At 61.9% G+C, this 17,879-nt stretch carries 19 protein-coding genes; 12 read left to right on the forward strand and 7 right to left on the reverse strand.

Going from position 1 to position 17,879, the window contains the following annotated elements; all coding sequences use genetic code 11:
- Window positions 1–81 precede the first annotated feature (81 nt).
- Both ACX82Z_RS05960 and ACX82Z_RS05965 read left to right on the forward strand, forming a co-directional pair.
- Window positions 82–420 carry an Hpt domain-containing protein gene (locus ACX82Z_RS05960; RefSeq protein WP_459587203.1) on the forward strand — a complete coding sequence of 113 codons (339 nt, stop codon included), beginning with the start codon at window positions 82–84 and terminating at the stop codon, window positions 418–420.
- Between the two features lie 97 nt (window positions 421–517).
- On the forward strand, window positions 518–838 hold the full coding sequence (locus ACX82Z_RS05965; protein ID WP_459587205.1) for a 2Fe-2S iron-sulfur cluster-binding protein: 321 nt from the start codon (window positions 518–520) through the stop codon (window positions 836–838).
- On the opposite strand, the gene ACX82Z_RS05970 is transcribed toward ACX82Z_RS05965, so the two are convergent.
- Complete coding sequence (locus tag ACX82Z_RS05970) at window positions 829–1,443, reverse strand: DUF922 domain-containing Zn-dependent protease (protein ID WP_459587207.1); 615 nt, start codon at window positions 1,441–1,443, stop codon at window positions 829–831. The two genes, ACX82Z_RS05965 and ACX82Z_RS05970, sit on opposite strands and share 10 nt — an antisense overlap.
- A 121-nt stretch (window positions 1,444–1,564) precedes the next feature.
- On the opposite strand from ACX82Z_RS05970, the gene folP reads away from it, so the two are divergent.
- The 3 genes from folP to folK are packed head-to-tail and all read left to right on the forward strand — an operon-like array spanning window position 1,565 to window position 3,305.
- A complete protein-coding gene (gene folP, locus ACX82Z_RS05975; RefSeq protein WP_459587209.1) occupies window positions 1,565–2,425 on the forward strand; it encodes a dihydropteroate synthase in 861 nt (286 codons plus the stop codon).
- A gap of 18 nt (window positions 2,426–2,443) precedes the next feature.
- A complete protein-coding gene (folB, locus tag ACX82Z_RS05980) occupies window positions 2,444–2,803 on the forward strand; it encodes a dihydroneopterin aldolase (protein ID WP_459587210.1) in 360 nt (119 codons plus the stop codon).
- Window positions 2,787–3,305, forward strand: coding sequence for a 2-amino-4-hydroxy-6-hydroxymethyldihydropteridine diphosphokinase (folK, locus tag ACX82Z_RS05985; protein ID WP_459587212.1), 519 nt, complete (start codon window positions 2,787–2,789; stop codon window positions 3,303–3,305). The genes folB and folK overlap by 17 nt, the downstream gene beginning before the upstream one ends.
- A gap of 3 nt (window positions 3,306–3,308) precedes the next feature.
- On the opposite strand, the gene ACX82Z_RS05990 is transcribed toward folK, so the two are convergent.
- The 4 genes from ACX82Z_RS05990 to ACX82Z_RS06005 all read right to left on the reverse strand — a co-directional run bounded on the left by ACX82Z_RS05990 (window position 3,309) and on the right by ACX82Z_RS06005 (window position 7,060).
- Complete coding sequence (locus tag ACX82Z_RS05990) at window positions 3,309–3,857, reverse strand: hypothetical protein (protein WP_459587214.1); 549 nt, start codon at window positions 3,855–3,857, stop codon at window positions 3,309–3,311.
- 119 nt (window positions 3,858–3,976) lie between these two features.
- On the reverse strand, window positions 3,977–5,041 hold the full coding sequence (locus tag ACX82Z_RS05995; protein ID WP_459587216.1) for a YcjF family protein: 1,065 nt from the start codon (window positions 5,039–5,041) through the stop codon (window positions 3,977–3,979).
- Complete coding sequence (locus ACX82Z_RS06000; RefSeq protein ID WP_459587218.1) at window positions 5,038–6,495, reverse strand: YcjX family GTP-binding protein; 1,458 nt, start codon at window positions 6,493–6,495, stop codon at window positions 5,038–5,040. Before ACX82Z_RS06000 ends, ACX82Z_RS05995 begins: the two co-directional genes overlap by 4 nt.
- A 70-nt stretch (window positions 6,496–6,565) precedes the next feature.
- Entirely contained in the window at window positions 6,566–7,060 is a 495-nt protein-coding gene (locus ACX82Z_RS06005; RefSeq protein ID WP_459587220.1) for a SixA phosphatase family protein, read from the reverse strand.
- A gap of 161 nt (window positions 7,061–7,221) precedes the next feature.
- Here ACX82Z_RS06005 and dksA point away from each other — a divergent pair, with 161 nt between their 5' ends.
- Window positions 7,222–7,638, forward strand: a complete 417-nt coding sequence (gene dksA, locus ACX82Z_RS06010) for an RNA polymerase-binding protein DksA (RefSeq protein ID WP_459587221.1) — start codon at window positions 7,222–7,224, stop codon at window positions 7,636–7,638.
- Between the two features lie 4 nt (window positions 7,639–7,642).
- Here dksA and ACX82Z_RS06015 read toward each other — a convergent pair whose 3' ends face one another.
- Window positions 7,643–8,383, reverse strand: coding sequence for a hypothetical protein (locus ACX82Z_RS06015; protein ID WP_459587223.1), 741 nt, complete (start codon window positions 8,381–8,383; stop codon window positions 7,643–7,645).
- A gap of 191 nt (window positions 8,384–8,574) precedes the next feature.
- Here ACX82Z_RS06015 and cckA point away from each other — a divergent pair, with 191 nt between their 5' ends.
- From cckA to urtE, 6 genes are all read left to right on the forward strand, one after another.
- Entirely contained in the window at window positions 8,575–11,145 is a 2,571-nt protein-coding gene (gene cckA / locus ACX82Z_RS06020) for a cell cycle histidine kinase CckA (RefSeq protein WP_459911641.1), read from the forward strand.
- A gap of 187 nt (window positions 11,146–11,332) precedes the next feature.
- Window positions 11,333–12,637: an urea ABC transporter substrate-binding protein gene (urtA, locus tag ACX82Z_RS06025; RefSeq protein ID WP_459587224.1), complete on the forward strand. Its 1,305-nt coding sequence runs from the start codon at window positions 11,333–11,335 to the stop codon at window positions 12,635–12,637.
- A 72-nt stretch (window positions 12,638–12,709) separates the two neighbouring features.
- Window positions 12,710–14,329: an urea ABC transporter permease subunit UrtB gene (gene urtB / locus ACX82Z_RS06030; RefSeq protein WP_459587226.1), complete on the forward strand. Its 1,620-nt coding sequence runs from the start codon at window positions 12,710–12,712 to the stop codon at window positions 14,327–14,329.
- On the forward strand, window positions 14,326–15,528 hold the full coding sequence (urtC, locus tag ACX82Z_RS06035; RefSeq protein WP_459587227.1) for an urea ABC transporter permease subunit UrtC: 1,203 nt from the start codon (window positions 14,326–14,328) through the stop codon (window positions 15,526–15,528). The genes urtB and urtC overlap by 4 nt, the downstream gene beginning before the upstream one ends.
- Window positions 15,529–15,533: 5 nt before the next feature.
- Window positions 15,534–16,283 (forward strand): urea ABC transporter ATP-binding protein UrtD, encoded by a 750-nt coding sequence (gene urtD / locus ACX82Z_RS06040; protein ID WP_459587228.1) that lies wholly within the window; start codon window positions 15,534–15,536, stop codon window positions 16,281–16,283.
- 2 nt (window positions 16,284–16,285) lie between these two features.
- Window positions 16,286–16,981, forward strand: coding sequence for an urea ABC transporter ATP-binding subunit UrtE (urtE, locus tag ACX82Z_RS06045; RefSeq protein ID WP_459587229.1), 696 nt, complete (start codon window positions 16,286–16,288; stop codon window positions 16,979–16,981).
- On the opposite strand, the gene ACX82Z_RS06050 is transcribed toward urtE, so the two are convergent.
- Complete coding sequence (locus ACX82Z_RS06050) at window positions 16,982–17,866, reverse strand: MBL fold metallo-hydrolase (protein WP_459587230.1); 885 nt, start codon at window positions 17,864–17,866, stop codon at window positions 16,982–16,984. It abuts the gene before it with no gap.
- Window positions 17,867–17,879: the final 13 nt, after the last annotated feature.

The raw sequence follows: 17,879 nt of genomic DNA on the forward strand, positions 1-17,879 counted from the left end.
TGAAAGAAGTTCTGAGCGGACGCTGAAAATGCAAATTCACGTATTAACCCGATGTCCAGATGCGCCCTTCGGTATCCCGAAATGACACAAATTAGCGGTAACGAACACGCGCTGATCGACGAGCAGGTGCTCGAGCGACAGACGATGGGCGATCACCGCCTCGCGGCCGAGCTTCTCGATATGTTCGTCGCACAACTCGACGCCGCTACGTATGAGATGGCCGGTTCCTCCGTCGACCGACGAATGGCGCTTGCGCACGCGCTCAAAGGTACGGCACGCTCGCTAGGTATCGCCGAAGTTGCTGCTTGCGCCGCTATGCTTGAAGCTCCGGAGGCAACAGACGCCGCCATATCGCAATTGTCAGCGCTTGCAGGCGAACTGCGCCGCGAAGTGGATAGCCGTCGCTCCGGGCCGGCTTGACAGCTTTTTTGCAGCCATTATGTGAACGCGACCACTCGTGGTCTGCTTCAACGCGGCTGCTACTCACCGATCCGCTATTCCCCTACAGGTTCTTTCAATGACCAAGCTCACTTTCGTTGCCTTCGACGGCACGCGTTTCGACGTGGAGGCCGACAACGGTTCGACCGTGATGGAGAATGCCATCAAGGCCGGCGTGCCGGGCATCGAAGCGGAGTGCGGCGGGGCCTGCGCGTGCGCTACATGCCATGTCTATGTAGATGACGAATGGTCGGCGCAGGTGGGCGAGCCGCAGGCGATGGAGGAAGACATGCTCGATTTCGCCTATGATGTGCGCCCGACCTCCCGCCTGTCATGCCAAATACGCGTGTCGGACGATCTGGACGGCTTGACCGTCCATGTACCGGAGCGTCAGGGCTGACGGCCGGATTCGATCTGCTGCAGCCGATAGTCAAGAAGCCGGAGCATTCGGCTTTCGAAATTGACGCTTTCGATCGTGTCGTAGCGCGCCTGTTCGGCATCGTGCTCGGCCAGCATGCGTCGGCTGATGCCTTCCGCCGTGTTCGCCGCGTCCACGCAACTCGCCGCGTTTCGCACATTGAGAAGCGCGCGTTCTATATCGAGGGCGTATCTGCGCGCGATGACGATATGGCCTTCCTCGTGCCGCTTGATGTCGGTGGATAGCGTGTCCCACATCAGTGCCGTATCTATTTCAGCTGAATTTCTGTTGCGCCAGCGGGGAAGAAACACCTCGGCCGCGATATCGACGCTCGCCTGCGAGACGCGGCATCGACCATTTTCCTCCTGATACCCGATGCGCGTTCTGAACTCCATGCGCGTTGCGCCGGGGTGGCGGTTTCCGGTGGTGCCGAGCTGCGGGCCGCGTGTCTGGAGTTCGGTCTCGATTTCACCAAGCGTGCGCCCGCCGATCGTGAAATAGCTGTAGGATCGCGACACAGTGGCGGCTTCGGCCACGACCGTCACGGAAAAAAGCATGGCGACGGCCGTCATCATTGACGTTTTCATGGTCCGTCTCCTTCCATCTTCTTCAATACGCTAGGCGCACTCTTGCATCTAAACCTGAAGAATTGCTGCCCTCGATGAAAATTCGTTGATTTGGCGCCATTGACGGTCCAATAGCCCACGAATGTCGAGTTCCTTTTCCCGACCGCGCAACGCCGAAACCATCTGGCAGCTTGCGCATGGCCGCACGCTGACCCTTGGTCCGCGCGCGTTGATCATGGGAATCCTGAACGTCACGCCGGACAGCTTCTCCGACGGCGGCCATTTCATTTCCGTCGATCTGGCGGTGGCACAGGCCGAGCGGATGGCGACAGAAGGTGCCGTCATCATCGACATCGGGGGCGAGTCCACAAGGCCCGGTGCCGCGCCGATCAGTGCGGATGAGGAACAGGCTCGCGTGTTGCCCGTCATCGAGGCGTTGGCGAAACGCGGCGATATCCTTCTGTCGGTCGATACGTACCGGGCGGAAACCGCACTTCTGGCAGTCGAGGCAGGCGCACATATCGTCAACGATGTCTGGGGGCTGCAAAAGGATAGGGCGATTGCCGATGTCGCTGCCTCGACCGGAGCCGGTCTTGTCATCATGCATACGGGCCGCGATCGCGAAAAACTCGCCGACCCTATTGCCGATCAATTCGCTTTTCTGAATCGGTCCCTCGAAATCGCGGCGCAAGCGGGTATCGGACAAGACCGAATTCTACTTGATCCGGGATTTGGTTTCGCTAAAAATGTAAACGAAAACATTGATCTGCTAGCGAGATTTGAAAAACTGCACGAGCTTGGATATCCACTGCTTGTGGGCACGTCGCGCAAGCGGTTTCTGGGCGAGATCACGGGGCGAGAAGCGGTTGATCGCGACGTCGGTACTGCGGCAACCAGCGTCGCATTACGGCTTGCCGGTGCGGCCGTTTTTCGTGTTCATGACGTTGCGGTCAATGCCGATGCGCTCAAGGTCGCCGATGCCATCCTCGACCGGCGGACCTGACGGGAGACTTTTCGAACCATGTATACAATCCGCCTGAAGAACTGCGCGTTCTTCGCACGCCACGGCGTCTACGTCGAAGAGGAAACGCTCGGGCAGCGCTTCTATATCGATGCGGAACTGAGCGTCGAGCCGACTGGCACGCTGGACAGCGATTCGATTGAAGGAACAGTCGATTACGGTGCAGCTTTCGTGGAAATTGAGAAGGTCGTCACAGGTACGCGGCGGTTCCTGATCGAGAAACTTGCGGTCGACGTCGCCAAGGCGCTGTGCGCCCGCTTTCCGCAGATCGTCAAGGCATCAATCACGGTTCGCAAGCCGGGCGCACCTGTACCGGGCGTGCTGGATTCCGTAGAGGTCAATATTGTCTGGCCCCAATAAGACCACTGCATATATTGGGCTTGGCGGTAATCTCGGTGATCCGAAGACGGCGATGGCCGCGGCGCTGCGCACGCTCGACGCCCTGGAAGGCATCGCGGTGGTCGGGGTTTCATCGCTCTATCGCACGCCGCCCTGGGGCATGACCGACCAGCCGGATTTTCTCAATGCGGTTGCCAAAGTCGAGACCAGCCTATCTCCACGCGAGTTGCTGGATGCTTGTCTCGACGCCGAGCGCGCGCTGAAACGGGTCCGCAACGAACGTTGGGGGCCGCGTTCCATCGATCTCGACATCCTGATCTTTGGGAACAGCCATATCGACGAAGAGGGGCTTTCCGTTCCTCATCCGCGTATTGCGGAGCGGGCCTTCGTACTGGTTCCGTTGGTCGAACTCGCACCGAATCTGACGATCGATCGCCGACCGATAGCCGAAATGCTGGCAGCGCTCGACGCAAGCGGCGTCATCCGGCTCAATGCCGGAAACGACTGGTGGAAAACGGATTGAGCGTCAGCGGTTGGCGATCGAGCCGACCGAGCGCTTGTCGACGCGCTTCAGGTTCATGCCGATGACCGGGATCATCTGATCGTCGACGAGCACGGAAACCGTGACGGTCATGGTTTCGCTGTCAGCCATGCGAGCAAGCATTGCGCCGTTCAACTGATTGCGGTTGAGCGTGAAGGTCACGCGGTCGTTGCTTACCTGGCCTGCGATGACATCGAGGCCGGTGCCGTCCGACCCGTCCATGAAGCTGCCGCGGTAGCCAGCACGCCCCTGATGCTCGACGCTTGCCTGCATGCGCTGGGTGAAAAGGCCCATGCGGCAACCACCATCGAGCGACATTCCGAGCTTTTCGCCTGGCGTCGCGCCAGTGAAATTGCAGACGAACTTCGTGCCCTTGTATTTTCCCGCGACGATCTCGCCGGGGCCCGACCACGAACCTTCAACCGACGAAAAGAACTTTCGGTCCTTTTCCGAGGCCAAAGCGGGCGCGGCGAAGCCGATCGTTGCTGCAGCTGAAGCTGCGAGAAAGGACGAGGCGAGGCGAAGGGCAGTCATCGAATCGACACCTGTGAGCGAGCGAGCTGGTCGAAAGGCTGGCCGCAAATGGTTAAGGAACTTTTCGGCGAAGCAGTTCGTGTCGAGAATGAGTCAGCTTGGCGACAGACGCAAGCCCCTTATGCACGCGCCGGCTTTTCTCGCTCGCGCCGTGTCGCAAAAGTCGCAAGGCTGCCAATGAAATCGGCAACTCTCGGGCGCTTGACGGCCCGGAACGGCAGCGGACGCACGACTTCCATCGCCGCGAGCCCGACGCGAACCGTCATGACGCCGTTGACCACGCCTTCGCCAAGTTTCGCCGACAGGCGCGCCGCCAAACCCTGACCAACGATTTGATGGACAAATTCGTCGCCGACGGCCATGACGCCGGTCACGGCCAGATGCGCCAGAACATTCTTCACCAGCCGGAAATAGCCGAGCGTACCGGGCCGCGCGCCGTAAAGCTCGGCGAGACGCCGAATGAGCCGTCCCGATTCAAACAGTATGTACGCCACATCCACCAACGCACGCGGGCTGACGGCCGTCACCACGCTGACGCGCTTGGCCGCGTCGAGGATCAGGCGGCGCGCTTCTGCATCGAGTGGAGCGACCAGTTCCATTTCGGCCAGACCGACGAGGTCGCCTGCGTCCATTACGTCATCGCGCACCGCGTCGAGCGCTGCTCGTCCGGCGGCGGTTTCGGGCCGGGTGGCAAGAAAACCCTTCAGCCTGCCGACGAACGATCGCGCTTCGGACAGCCTGCCGTCGCGATAGACGCGTTCTGCGTCCACGCGCAGGTTTTCCACCGATTGCAGGCGCATCAGCGCAAGCGCTTCGCGCGTGATCAACGCGAGCAAGGCGAGGGCGGCGATGACCGCAAGGGCAAGCCCGACGAAGCCGAGCGCTTCGGAGCGTGCGAAAAGATCGGCGATAACCCGGTTTGCCCAAAGCCCCACAGCGAGGCTGACGAGCAATCCGAACGCGCCCATGAAAATGCGCCCGAGCCGCAATCCGCGCCTTCGGCGCAGAGCCAGCGGCGGCGGGGCGTCGGTGTCGATCACATCGAAAACGTCGATTTCCGCCTCCTCGACGCGGCCGAGTTCACCGCCGGACAATGCACGCGGTTCACGCAGCGGTGGCTCGGCTTGCGGCTGCGGCCGTGCGCCGGCCACGGAAAAGGACTGGGGTTCGCGCTCGCCGGTCATGCCAGCCTGTCTCCGATGAGAAACTGAAAGGCGCGGTCGAGCCGGATATGCGGCAGCGACAGCGTCATTCCCTCAGCGGTCTTCTCCAGCTTCGGTGGACGAAAGCGCACGAAACGGATCGGCGCGCGCTTGCCGCTTTCTTCGAGCGCGACCTTGGGATCGCGCGGCAGATCGCCGGGAAAGATTGCGGTTTCAGTTTCACCGTCGAAGCGGTCGCGGCCGATTGTTTCGCCAGCAAGCGGCGTGCCGATGATGACGGGGAGCGTGTCGCCATTCTCCCGCACCGACCCTTCGCGTGTCGCGCGGACGGCGGCCATCGCAAGCACCTCGATATCCGCGCCTGTCGCGCTTGCGCGCGTGATCGCGCGCTCGGCGAGACGACGCACGATCGCCTCAAGCCGATCGTGGCTTTCATGGTGGAGATGATCGGCCTTGGTCGCGGCAATCAGGATCTTGTCGATGCGGCGCAGAAACAGATCGGTGAAGATGCTGCGTGCGCCCGGCCGGAAGCAGGAAAGGATTTCCGTCAATGCACGTTCGAGGTCGGCGACGGCTTCCTGTCCGGCATTGAGCGCCTGCAGCGCATCGATCAGCACGATCTGGCGGTCGAGACGCGCGACATGTTCGCGAAAGAAGGGCCGCACGACATGCGATTTATAGGCCTCGAAACGCCGCGCCATCATCGCATGGAGCGAGCCGGGCCGGGGCCGTGCGTCCGGCTTCAGGCCGGGCAGCGGGGCGAAGGTGAGGGCAGGCGAACCTTCCAGATCGCCCGGCATCAAAAAACGCCCCGGCGGAAGCGTGGAAAGGGCGCGGCTATCGTCCTTGCCTGCCTTCAGGTAGCGTGTGAACGCCTCGGCGAGCCGCCGCGCCGTCATTTCGTCAGCTTCGGCTGCGGGGTCTGCTGCCGCTGCCGTTTCCAGCCATTCGCGGGCAAGATCGGCTCGGGCGGGCAGTTCGGCGAGTGTGGCCGCGTCGCGCGAGAATTCTTCGTAGCTCTTCGCCAGAAGGGGGAGATCGAGCAGCCATTCTCCCGGATAATCGACGATGTCGATCGAAAGGCGTCCGGGCGAGAACATCCGTCCCCAACCGGAGGCCAATTCGTATTCGATGGTTAGGCGAAGTTCCGAGATGGCGCGGGTCGAATCCGGCCAGATGCGCTCGCCGACCAGTGCAGCGACATGATCCTCGTATTGAAAGCGCGGCACCGCGTCGTCGGGCTGGTGCTCCAGATAGCTTTTCGCGATCCGCCCTGATTTCATCGCATCGAACATCGGCAGGCGACCGCCATGCAGCATGTTGTGGACGAGCGAGGTTATGAAGACCGTCTTGCCGGCGCGTGAAAGGCCGGTGACGCCAAGGCGAAGGGATGGCGATAGAATTCCCGTCGCGCGGCCCGTGAAGGTATCGAGTGCGAGCCGGGCCTCATCGCTTAATGTGGTCTGTGATGCCAAATTGCCATGCCCCAAGCGGTCTGTTGCCAAGGAGATAGGTTTACATCCCTCTTCTGCAACAAAACGTGCGCTATTTCATGTCCGAAGGCCGCAGGAAAAGTTCGAGATTGCCGGTTCCCGGCGTGATTTCTCCGAATGGCTGGCCGAAAGCGACCACGGCCAGGCCACAGGTAGGAAATCCGGCCTGAAGCTCTTCATGGCTTTCGGCATCTTCGACAAGCGCCGTCACCAGATCCTCCATGACGGGGTTGTGTCCGACGATCATCAAACCGCCATTAGTCTCTTGTTTGCGAATGATGTCGAGTGTCTGCACCGGCGTCGCCTCGTAGAGCGAATCCAGATATTCGGTCGGCACGTCTTCGAGTGCCAGCGCCTCCAGTGTCTGCCGTGTGCGCACGGAGGACGACGACACGATGCGGTCGGGAAGGCGGCCATCCTTGCGCATCGTCGCGCCGAGTCGTCTTGCATCTTCAATGCCGACGGGTTCGAGCGGACGGTCGAAATCCCGCTGGCCGGGGCGTGCCCACCCGGCCTTGGCGTGGCGCAGAAGATAAAGACGCGGCATCCTGGCTCCCGTTGTTGGTCTGAACGGCGTTTAGATCACCGTTCTTTCATCGCGCCTGCACACGCAAGCTGACAAATGCGTGAAAGCCCAATTCTTAACGCTTGTGTGGTGCATGCGCCGCGAATATACAGGCGCCGAAATTGCTTATGTGGGGTGAGTCTATGAGCAAGGCTATCGAGTCTGACTACATGCCATCCGAAGACGAGCCGTTCATGAATGAACGGCAGCGGTCTTACTTTCGCAGCAAACTCGTCTCCTGGAAGAACGATATCTTGCGGGAAGCGCGTGAAACGCTGGATATCCTTCAGCGCGAAAACGCCAATCATCCCGATCTCGCAGATCGTGCCTCGTCCGAAACGGACCGCGCGATCGAACTGCGGGCCCGCGATCGCCAGCGCAAGCTGATCTCCAAGATCGATGCCGCGCTCCAGCGTATCGACGAGGGGACCTACGGCTATTGCGAGGAGACCGGCGAGCCGATCTCCCTCAAGCGCCTTGACGCAAGGCCGATCGCGACATTGTCGATCGAGGCGCAGGAGCGTCACGAGCGCCGCGAAAAGGTCTATCGCGACGAGTGAACGATCAGCGTCGCTCCTGCGGCGCTTCGTTCAAGATGCGATCCATCTCGTCCTCGATAGAGGGTTCGCGGCGGCGCGTCGCAGGTTCATCCGTCTTTCGAAAATCCTGCTCGAACTCCGATACCATCGCATCGTCCACGTTTGGTTCGGTGGCTGCGACGCGCTGTGCAATCGCCGGTTCGGCGCGCGGCGTATCCGCTTTTATCGCTGGCGCTTCAACCGGCTGGACCGGCGGTGTTTCCGCAGCCTGAACGACGGGAGCCTCCGCCACAGGTTCACGGCGTTCCGGCACCGGCGCCGCAACTGGCTGCCGCGCGGGCGCTGCGGTCCGGGTCTCGCGTTCGACGGGCGCAGGGGCCGGCTCGACGCGTGCGGAAGAGGGGGCCACCGGTTCCGCGCGGCGACGGGATGCTTCCGCGATCGGTGCGGGCTGAGCCGGCGCGGAGCGGCCGGGGCCGGTGATATTCTGCTCGATGACGATGTCGGTCGGGCCGCCGATCATGATGAGGTGCTCGACCTCATCGCGGCGCACGAGCACAAGGCGTCTTTGCGCATCGACCTCGGCGGCGTCCATGACGGCGAGCCGTGCCCGATAGTTGCCGGCCGATGAAAACGACCCCGACGAAACCTTCCTCACGATCCTGACGATCAGCATGATCACGCCAAGCGCGACGAGCGCGACCAGCGTCCACATGACGGCGCCGGCATAGCCCGGCCCCGCGATATCCTCAAACCATGTCGGCATGTTCGTTTTCCGCCTTCTTTGAAATCCTGCATGAGCATTTGCTAATCCCCGAACGCATAAGACACATGCGAGGTTGCGTCGAGGCTGATGCCAAGCTTTCCACGCGGGGAGGGCATTCTTGCGGCAGCGTGCGCCGATGATGTATGCGGGGACGAACTATCCTGAAGAAAACCGGCTGGGAGGCCGCCTTCATGGCGCAAAATACTGGCGAGCCCAACCCGGCCCCGATCGTCGATCAAGGCGCGCGTCTGTCGACGCTTTCGCGGCTGATCGGCTTCATCATCGCGCTCGTCATCTGCGCCATCGCACTCATCGTCTTCAACGATGTCCTGAGCCAGACCACGTTGCTCGGCCTTTTGGGCGCGCTGGCGATGATCGGTGTGGGGTTTCTCTTCGCCTTCGCCATCGGCTTCATCCAGATCGCCGGCCGGTCGTCGTCCGACAGTCTCGCACGTGCTCTGGTCGACAGTGCGTCGCAAGGTTTCGTCGTCACCGACGTCAAGGGGCGTATCCTTTATGCGAATCACGCCTATGCCGAAATCACGGGCGCGGTTTCGGCCGACGATATCCGTACGATCGAGGCGCTGTTGTCCGATAGCAGCGAGGCGGCGCAGATCATCCACAGGCTTTCGACTGCCGTTCGTGACGGGCGCGACGCCGACGGCGAGTTCCGTCTGCCGCAACCGTTGCGCGCCGGCGGCGAGGGTGGGGCGCGCTGGTATCGCGTGGCGGCGCGCACGTTCCGCTCGCCGGATTTGCGCCAGCCGGCGGCGTTGTGGACCTTGGTCGACATCTCTGACGAACGCGCCGAGCAGGAGCGCTTCTTCCTCGACCTTCAAAAAGCGATCGATCACCTCGACCACGCGCCGGCTGGCTTCTTCGCTTCGGATGCAGGCGGGAGGCTGACCTATCTCAACGCCACGCTCGCAGACTGGCTCGGTGTCGATCTGGCCGGCTTTTCGCCCGGCTCGCTGCGCCTGTCGCAGATTGTCGCGGGAGACGGCATGGCCCTTCTTGCGGCCGTGAAGGCGGAACCGGGTGGCGCACGCGATGCGATCATCGATCTCGACCTGACGGCGGTATCAGGTGCTGCGATCCCCGTACGCATCATGCATCGGGTGACCGCGAGCCGCGACGGCGTTGCCGGAACCGCCCGCACCATCGTTCTCAACCGGGCCGAGGGAACGGACAGTTCCGCCGATTTGCGCGCTTCCGAAATCAGGTTCACGCGCTTTTTCAACTCGACGCCGATGGCGATTGCCGGCATCGACGGCGAAGGCCGCATCCTGCGCACCAACGCGCCGTTCCTGTCACTCTTTTCGTCCGTCATCGACCGTAACGCTATCGACGACCGTGCGCCGCTCGATCGCGCCATTCACGAGCGCAACCGTGAAGCGTTCCGCATGGCGCTCGACGCCGCCAAGGCGGGGCAAGCCGATATCTCGCCTATCGACACCGTTCTACCCGATAACGAGGAGCGGCATCTGCGCTTCTACGTCAATGCGGTTGCGGATGCGGGCGGCGAGGACGGTGCGGAGGAAGCCGCCATCGTCTACGCCGTCGAAACCACCGAACTGAAGGCGCTCGAAGCGCAGATGGCGCAAAGCCAGAAGATGCAAGCCGTCGGCCAGCTTGCCGGCGGCATCGCGCATGACTTCAACAACGTCCTGACGGCCATCATCATGGCGTCGGACCTGCTTTTGACCAGCCATCGCCCGTCGGACCCCTCCTTCGCCGACATTATGAACATCAAGCAGAACGCCAACCGCGCGGCCTCGCTCGTGCGTCAGCTTCTGGCCTTCTCGCGCAAGCAGACCCTGCGCCCCGAAGTCCTCAACCTGACGGATGTTCTGGCGGATCTGCGCATGCTTCTTGTGCGGCTCGTCGGCAAGGACATCCAGCTATCTGTCGAGCATGGACGCGATCTGTGGGCGGTGAAGGCCGATATCGGCCAGTTCGAGCAGGTCGTCGTCAACCTTGCCGTCAACGCGCGCGATGCGATGCCCGAGGGTGGGGCGCTTGCCGTGCGTACGCGCAACGTCGCGGCGAGCGACTGCGCCGCCTACGGCTATCGCGAACTCGCGCCGGCCGACTACGTTATGGTCGAGGTCGAGGATTCCGGTTCGGGCATTCCGGCCGACGTGATCTCGAAAATCTTCGAACCCTTCTTCACCACGAAGGAAGTGGGCAAGGGCACCGGCCTTGGCCTGTCGATGGTGTATGGCATCATCAAACAGACCGGCGGCTATATCTTCTGCGATTCGCAAGAGGGAACGGGCACGACCTTCCGCATCTTCCTGCCGCGCCATGTCGTCGTCATCGACGCCAACAGCCAGACGGCGATTGATGCGCCCATTCAGAAACAGAGCGAGGCCGCCAAGGATCTTTCCGGCACTGCGACCGTGCTTCTCGTCGAGGATGAGGATGCCGTTCGCATGGGCGGCGTGCGCGCGCTTTCGTCTCGCGGCTACACCGTTCACGAAGCCTCGTCGGGCGTGGAAGCGCTCGAAATCTTCAATGAACTCGACGGGCAGGTCGACATCGTCGTCTCCGACGTCGTCATGCCGGAAATGGACGGGCCGACGCTTCTGGGCGAATTGCGCAAGATCGCGCCGGACATCAAATTCGTCTTCGTTTCGGGCTATGCCGAAGACGCATTCGCCAAAAACCTGCCGGCCGACGCCAAGTTCGGGTTCCTGCCAAAGCCGTTCTCGCTCAAGCAGCTTGCGACGGTGGTAAAGGACATGCTCGACGCCAATTGATCTGCTTCTAAAGTAAGCAGCGAGCGGCGCGCTTAAATTTTAGGCACACGCATCGTCGCCGTGCGCCTTTATTCGCCAGCTTATCATAGCTTTTTCGTAAAACCCTTTGGTTCCCCCAGCGTACTCATCTGGCACGAGGTTTGCTCCATATCCTGCGGTGCAAACAAGAATGCCATTGGAGGCAACAATGAGGGGAATGCGTCGCACGCTCACGGCAGCCATCGCTGCCAGCTTGCTCATGTCGGCGGCCGGATCGGCCGTCGCGCAGGATGAAGGTCCGATCAAGGTCGGCGTCCTGCATTCGCTGTCGGGCACGATGGCGATTTCGGAAACGACGTTGAAAGACGTCATGCTGATGCTCATCGAGGAGCAGAACAAGAAGGGCGGTCTGCTCGGCCGTCAACTCGAACCCGTCGTCATCGATATCGCGTCGGACTGGCCGCTCGCTGCCGAAAAGGCGCGCGAGATGTATGAGGTCAACGATGTCGATGCCGTGTTCGGCTGCTGGACGTCGGTTTGCCGCAAGTCGGTCCTTCCGGTCTTCGAGGAACTGAACGGCCTTTTGTTCTATCCCGTTCAGTACGAGGGCGAGGAAAGCCAGCGCAACGTCTTCTACACAGGCGCTTCGCCGAACCAGCAGGCGATCCCCGCCGTCGACTATCTGATGGAAGAAGAAGGCGTCGAACGCTGGGTGCTCGCCGGCACCGACTACGTCTATCCGCAGACGACCAACAAGATCCTCGAAGCCTACCTCAAGGATGCAGGCGTCGCGGATGAGGACATCATGATCAATTATACGCCGTTCGGCCATTCCGACTGGCAGACGATCGTGTCCGAGATCAAGGCGTTCGGCTCGTCGGGCAAGAAGACGGCGGTCGTCTCGACCATCAACGGCGACGCCAACGTGCCGTTCTATCGCGAACTCGGCAATCAGGGCGTCGACGCGGCCGATATTCCCGTCGTCGCCTTCTCTGTCGGCGAAGAGGAACTGGCCGGCCTTGATACCGCGCCGCTTGTCGGCCATCTGGCTGCATGGAACTACTTCATGTCGGTCGACACGCCGGAAAACGCCGAGTTCATCGAAACGTGGCACGCCTTCATCGGCGATGAGGACCGCGTGACCAACGACCCGATGGAAGCGCATTATATCGGCTTCAACATGTGGGTCGGAGCGGTCGAAAAGGCCGGCAGCACGGATGCCGACGCCGTCATCGACGCGATCGTCGGTGTCGAGGTGCCGAACCTGACCGGCGGCACCGCAGTCATGCTGCCCAATCACCACATCACCAAGCCGGTGCTGATCGGCGAAATCCAGGACGGCGGCCAGTTCGACGTTGTCTGGGAAACCGAAGACCTCGTGCCGGGCGATGCGTGGTCCGACTTCCTGCCGGAATCGGCCGTGCTCGAAGCCGACTGGACCGACCCGGTCAATTGCGGAAACTACAACACGCAGACCGAAACCTGCGGTGGCGAACAAGCGGCCGCCAACTGATCGGTATTTCGAAACGCGCGAAGGCGGGCAATCCTGCCTTCGCGTCCTTCCATGACCGCGCCGGAACGAACGATGACCCTTCTTCACACGATGCGCCGCCTTGCCGTGATGCTTGTCCTCGCGCTCTTTGCCGCGGGCGGCAGCGCCTTTGCGCAATCGGTCGAAGAGCTTGTGCGCCAGCTTCCCGACGGCAGTTTTTCCGACCGGGGCCGCGTGGTGCAGGCGCTCGCAGCGACGAATGATGCTCGGGTCGCGCCCCTGCTCGAGAGCCTGGCCGCCGGCGACCTCAACGTGATCGAAGAGACGGGACAGGTCGTCACCACATCTGGTCGCGGCGATACCGTCACGGCTACCGACGCTTTGACCGGTGACGAAATCGGCGAGGTGGCGAGTTCCGGCGTGGAGCGCATCCGCGTCAACAATTCTCTTCGCCGCGCGGTACGCACGGCTGTCGGGCAACTGACGCTGATGAGCCCGAATGCCGGTACGCGCATGAGCGCGGCGCGGGCGATGTTTCAGGCGGGCGACCCCGACAATGTCGAACTGCTCGACGAAGCCATAGCGCAGGAAGAGAATCCGGCCGTTCTTCAGGTCATGCAAGAGGCGCACGCGGTCGCGGTCCTGCGTTCCGACGCCGAACCCGCCGCCTTCGCCGAAGCCGTGGACGTGATCGCCGCGCGCGGCGATCGGCAGGCGCTGGGCATCCTCCAGTCGGCCCTGTCGAGTGCGGACGAGGATGTGACGCCGACGATCGAGGCCGGAATTTCCGCAATCCAGCAACATCTGGCGCTGCTCGATGTCGGGCAGAACGTCTGGTACGGGATTTCGCTTGGCGCGGTGCTGCTGCTCGCCGCCATCGGTCTTGCCATCACCTTCGGTGTCATGGGCGTCATCAACATGGCGCATGGCGAGATGGTGATGCTCGGCGCCTACACGACCTTCATGGTCCAGAACATCATCCGCGCATCGTTCCCGGAGCTTTTCGCCTGGTCGCTCGCCTTCGCGCTGCCTGCCGCCTTTCTCGTGACCGGGCTGATCGGCATCGCCATCGAGCGTGGCGTGATCCGCTGGCTTTATGGCCGACCGCTCGAAACGCTTCTCGCCACATGGGGCCTGTCGCTCATCATCCAGCAGGCGGTACGCACGACCTTCGGCGCGTCGAACCGCGAGGTGTCGAACCCGCCTTGGATGTCCGGCACGTTCGATTTCTACGGCATCGCGATTACGTGGAATCGCTTCTGGATTGTGATCTTCGCGCTCGTCGTCTTTGCGGGGCTGCTCTTCGTCCTCAAGCGCACGGCGCTCGGCCTCCAGATGCGCGCGGTGACGCAGAACCGGCGCATGGCGTCGTCTATGGGCATCCGAACACCATGGGTCGACGCGATGACCTTCGGACTCGGCTCCGGCATCGCTGGCCTTGCCGGGGTGGCACTCAGCCAGATCGATAACGTCTCGCCCAATCTCGGACAGGGTTACATCATCGACAGTTTCATGGTCGTCGTCTTCGGCGGCGTCGGCAATCTTTGGGGCACGCTTGTCGGGGCGATGACGCTCGGCATCCTCAACAAGTTCCTCGAACCCTATGCCGGCGCGGTGCTTGCCAAGATCATGATCCTCGTCTTCATCATCCTCTTTATCCAGAAGCGACCGCGTGGCCTGTTCGCGCTCAAGGGCAGGGCGGTGGACGCATGATCACGGCGTTCTTTTACCGGACACTCGGCGCGAAGCTCTACATCGTCGTCGGCCTGCTTCTCGCCGCCGCGATCCTCGTTCCCGCGTCTAATCTCATGCTGCCGGTCGGCCATCCGCTGCGCGTGCCGAACTATATGGTCGCGCTGATGGGCAAGTATCTCACCTATGCGATGCTCGCCCTCGCGCTCGATCTCGTCTGGGGCTATGTCGGCATCCTGTCGCTCGGCCACGGCGCGTTTTTCGCGCTCGGCGGCTATGCGATGGGCATGTATCTCATGCGCCAGATCGGGTCGCGCGGGGTCTATGGCAACCCCGACCTGCCGGATTTCATGGTGTTCCTCAACTGGTCCGAACTGCCCTGGTACTGGTGGGGCTTCGACAATTTCTGGTTCGCCGCGCTGATGGTGATGGTCGTGCCGGGGTTGCTCGCCTTCGTCTTCGGCTGGTTCGCCTTTCGCTCCCGCGTCACCGGCGTTTACCTCTCGATCATCACGCAGGCGATGACCTTCGCGCTGATGCTCGCCTTTTTCCGCAACGACATGGGGTTTGGCGGCAATAACGGCCTGACCGATTTTCGCGAAATCCTCGGCTGGTCGATCCAGGCACCCGCGAACCGCGCCGGATTGTTCGCGGCCACCTGCATCGCGCTCGCCATCACCTTCGTCATTTGCAGCGCGATCACGAAATCGAAGCTTGGCAAGATCATGATCGCGGTGCGCGACGCGGAAAGCCGGACACGCTTCATCGGCTACCGGCCTGAATATGTGAAGCTGTTCGCGTTCGTGGTTTCCGCGATGATCGCCGGCATCGCGGGCGCGCTCTACGTGCCGCAGGTCGGCATCATCAATCCGGGCGAATTCGCGCCGGCCAACTCCATCGAGGTCGTGGTGTGGACGGCGATCGGCGGGCGCGGAACGCTGGTCGGGCCGATCATCGGAGCGATCCTCGTCAACTATGCGAAGACCTGGTTCACCGCCGCCTATCCCGAACTGTGGCTGTTCGCGCTGGGCGGGATGTTCGTTGCCGTCACGCTGTTCCTGCCGAAGGGCATCGTCGGCACTATTGGTGATTATTTCACAGGGCGGCGCGAGCGCAGGCTTGTCGAGACGTCCGACACGCCGCCGCCGGATTTGCCGGTCGTGCGACCTGAAAATTCGGCATCGTATCGCGGCGAAGCGCGCCCTCAACCGGCGGAATGAAGACCATGGCGAGCCTGACCAGCACGATCCTTTATCTCGACAACGTCTCGGTCTCCTTCGACGGGTTCCGCGCGATCAACAATCTGTCGCTGACGCTCGACCCGGGCGAAATGCGCGCGATCATTGGGCCAAACGGGGCCGGCAAGACCACGATGATGGACATCATTACCGGCAAGACGCGTCCCGACACGGGCGATGTGTTCTTCAACGGTTCGGTCGATCTGACGCGGCACGATGAGGCGGACATCGCCAATATGGGCATCGGGCGCAAGTTCCAGAAACCGACCGTTTTCGAGAGCCATTCGGTCGAGGACAACATCCTTCTGTCGCTGAAGGGGCCGCGCGGGATTCTGCCAACCCTGTTCTGGCGCGAGACGCAGGACGCAGCAAAGCGCATCGACGATATTCTCGGCATCGTGCGTCTCGGCGACAAGCGAAACGCGCTCGCCGCAAACCTTTCGCACGGCCAGAAGCAATGGCTGGAGATCGGCATGTTGCTGGCGCAGGACCCCAAGCTGCTTCTCGTCGACGAGCCGGTGGCCGGCATGACGGACGCCGAAACCGAGGAGACCGCGCGCTTGCTGCGTGACATCTCGCAAAGTCACTCGGTCGTCGTCGTCGAGCACGACATGCATTTCGTGCGCGAACTCGGCGTCAAGGTGACGTGCCTTCACGAAGGCGCGGTGCTTTCTGAAGGCTCGCTCGACCATGTCAGCGCCGATCCGCGTGTCGTCGAAGTCTATCTGGGGCGCTGATCATGTTGACCGTTTCTGACGCCACTCTTCATTACGGCGCTGCACAGGCATTGCGGGGCGTTTCGCTGACTGCCGAGCCGGCGAAGATCACCTGCGTTCTGGGCCGCAACGGCGTCGGCAAGACGAGCCTGATGCGCGCTATCGTCGGTCATCATCGGCTGACCACCGGCTCCATCTCTTTCGAGGGGAAGATGCTCGACCGGAGCGCGCCGTCAGAGCGCGCCCGGTCGGGTATCGCTTTTGTGCCGCAAGGACGCGAGATCTTCCCGCTTCTGTCGGTGCGCGAAAATCTCGAAACCGGATACGCGCCGCTGAAGCGCTCCGAACGCAGCATTCCGGACCATGTTTTCGAGCTTTTCCCGGTGCTCAAAGACATGCTGGGCCGTCGCGGCGGCGACCTTTCCGGTGGTCAGCAACAACAACTCGCCATCGGCCGGGCACTGGTGCTGAGGCCCAAGCTTCTGGTGCTCGACGAGCCGACGGAAGGCATCCAGCCCTCGATCATCAAGGATATCGGCCGTGCGATCCGCTATCTGCGCGACAGTGCCGGCATCGCGGTTTTGCTGGTCGAGCAATATCTGGATTTTTGTCGGGAGCTTGCCGACGACATCCACATCATGGATCGCGGCCGCATCGTGCATTCGGGCGTTGCCGAAGACCTCGACCGCGCCGAGATCCGCGCCATGCTCACCGTCTGATCAATCCCATGTCGCGCCCTTGAGAGCGTCCAGCGGGAATTTCAGATAGCGCTTGCCGTTCGCCTCGACAGGCGGCAGGCGTCCGCCATTCATGTTGACCTGCAGCGCATGCAAGATGAGCTTGGGCATTGGCAAGGTCCTGTCCCGGCCTTCCCGCAGCGCGACGAACTCCGCCTCGGTGGTGCATTTCGAGATATGCGTGTTCGTCGCCCTTTGTTCGGCGACGGTCGATTCCCAACGCGGTTCGCGTCCGCCCGGCTGGTAATCGTGGCCGACGAAGATGCGTGTGTCGTCGGGCAGCGCCAGAATTTTCCGGATCGAGTTCCAGAGACGCGCTGCGCTTCCGCCGGGAAAATCGCATCGCGCGGTGCCCGAATCCGGCATGAAGAGCGTGTCGTGGACGAAGGCCGCGTCGCCCGCGACATAGGTGATCGAAGCGAGTGTGTGCCCCGGCGAAAACAGAACGCGGACTGGAATGGTGCCAATCGCGAAGGTTTCGCCCTCAGTAAAGATTTTGTCCCATTGCGAACCGTCGGCGGGAAAATCGGGCCAGTTGTAAATGTCCTTCCACAATTCCTGAACGTCGACAATGCGCGCGCCGATCGCGGTCGGTGCGCCGGTCCTTTCCTTCAGATACGGCGTGGCGGAAAAGTGATCGGCGTGGGGATGCGTGTCGAGAATCCATTCGACAGTAAGTCCCTCGGCTTTGACGTAATCGAGTATGGCGTCGGCGTTCGTCGTTGCCGTCGCGCCCGATTTTTCATCGAAATCGAGCACTGGATCGATGATCGCGCACTTGCCCGTTGCCGGATCGGACACGACATACTGGATCGAAAATGTCCGTTTGTCGAAAATGCCCTTTACCAGCGGCTTGCCCGAATCCATCGAAATCCCCCAA

This window comes from Aliihoeflea sp. PC F10.4, from assembly GCF_054612275.1.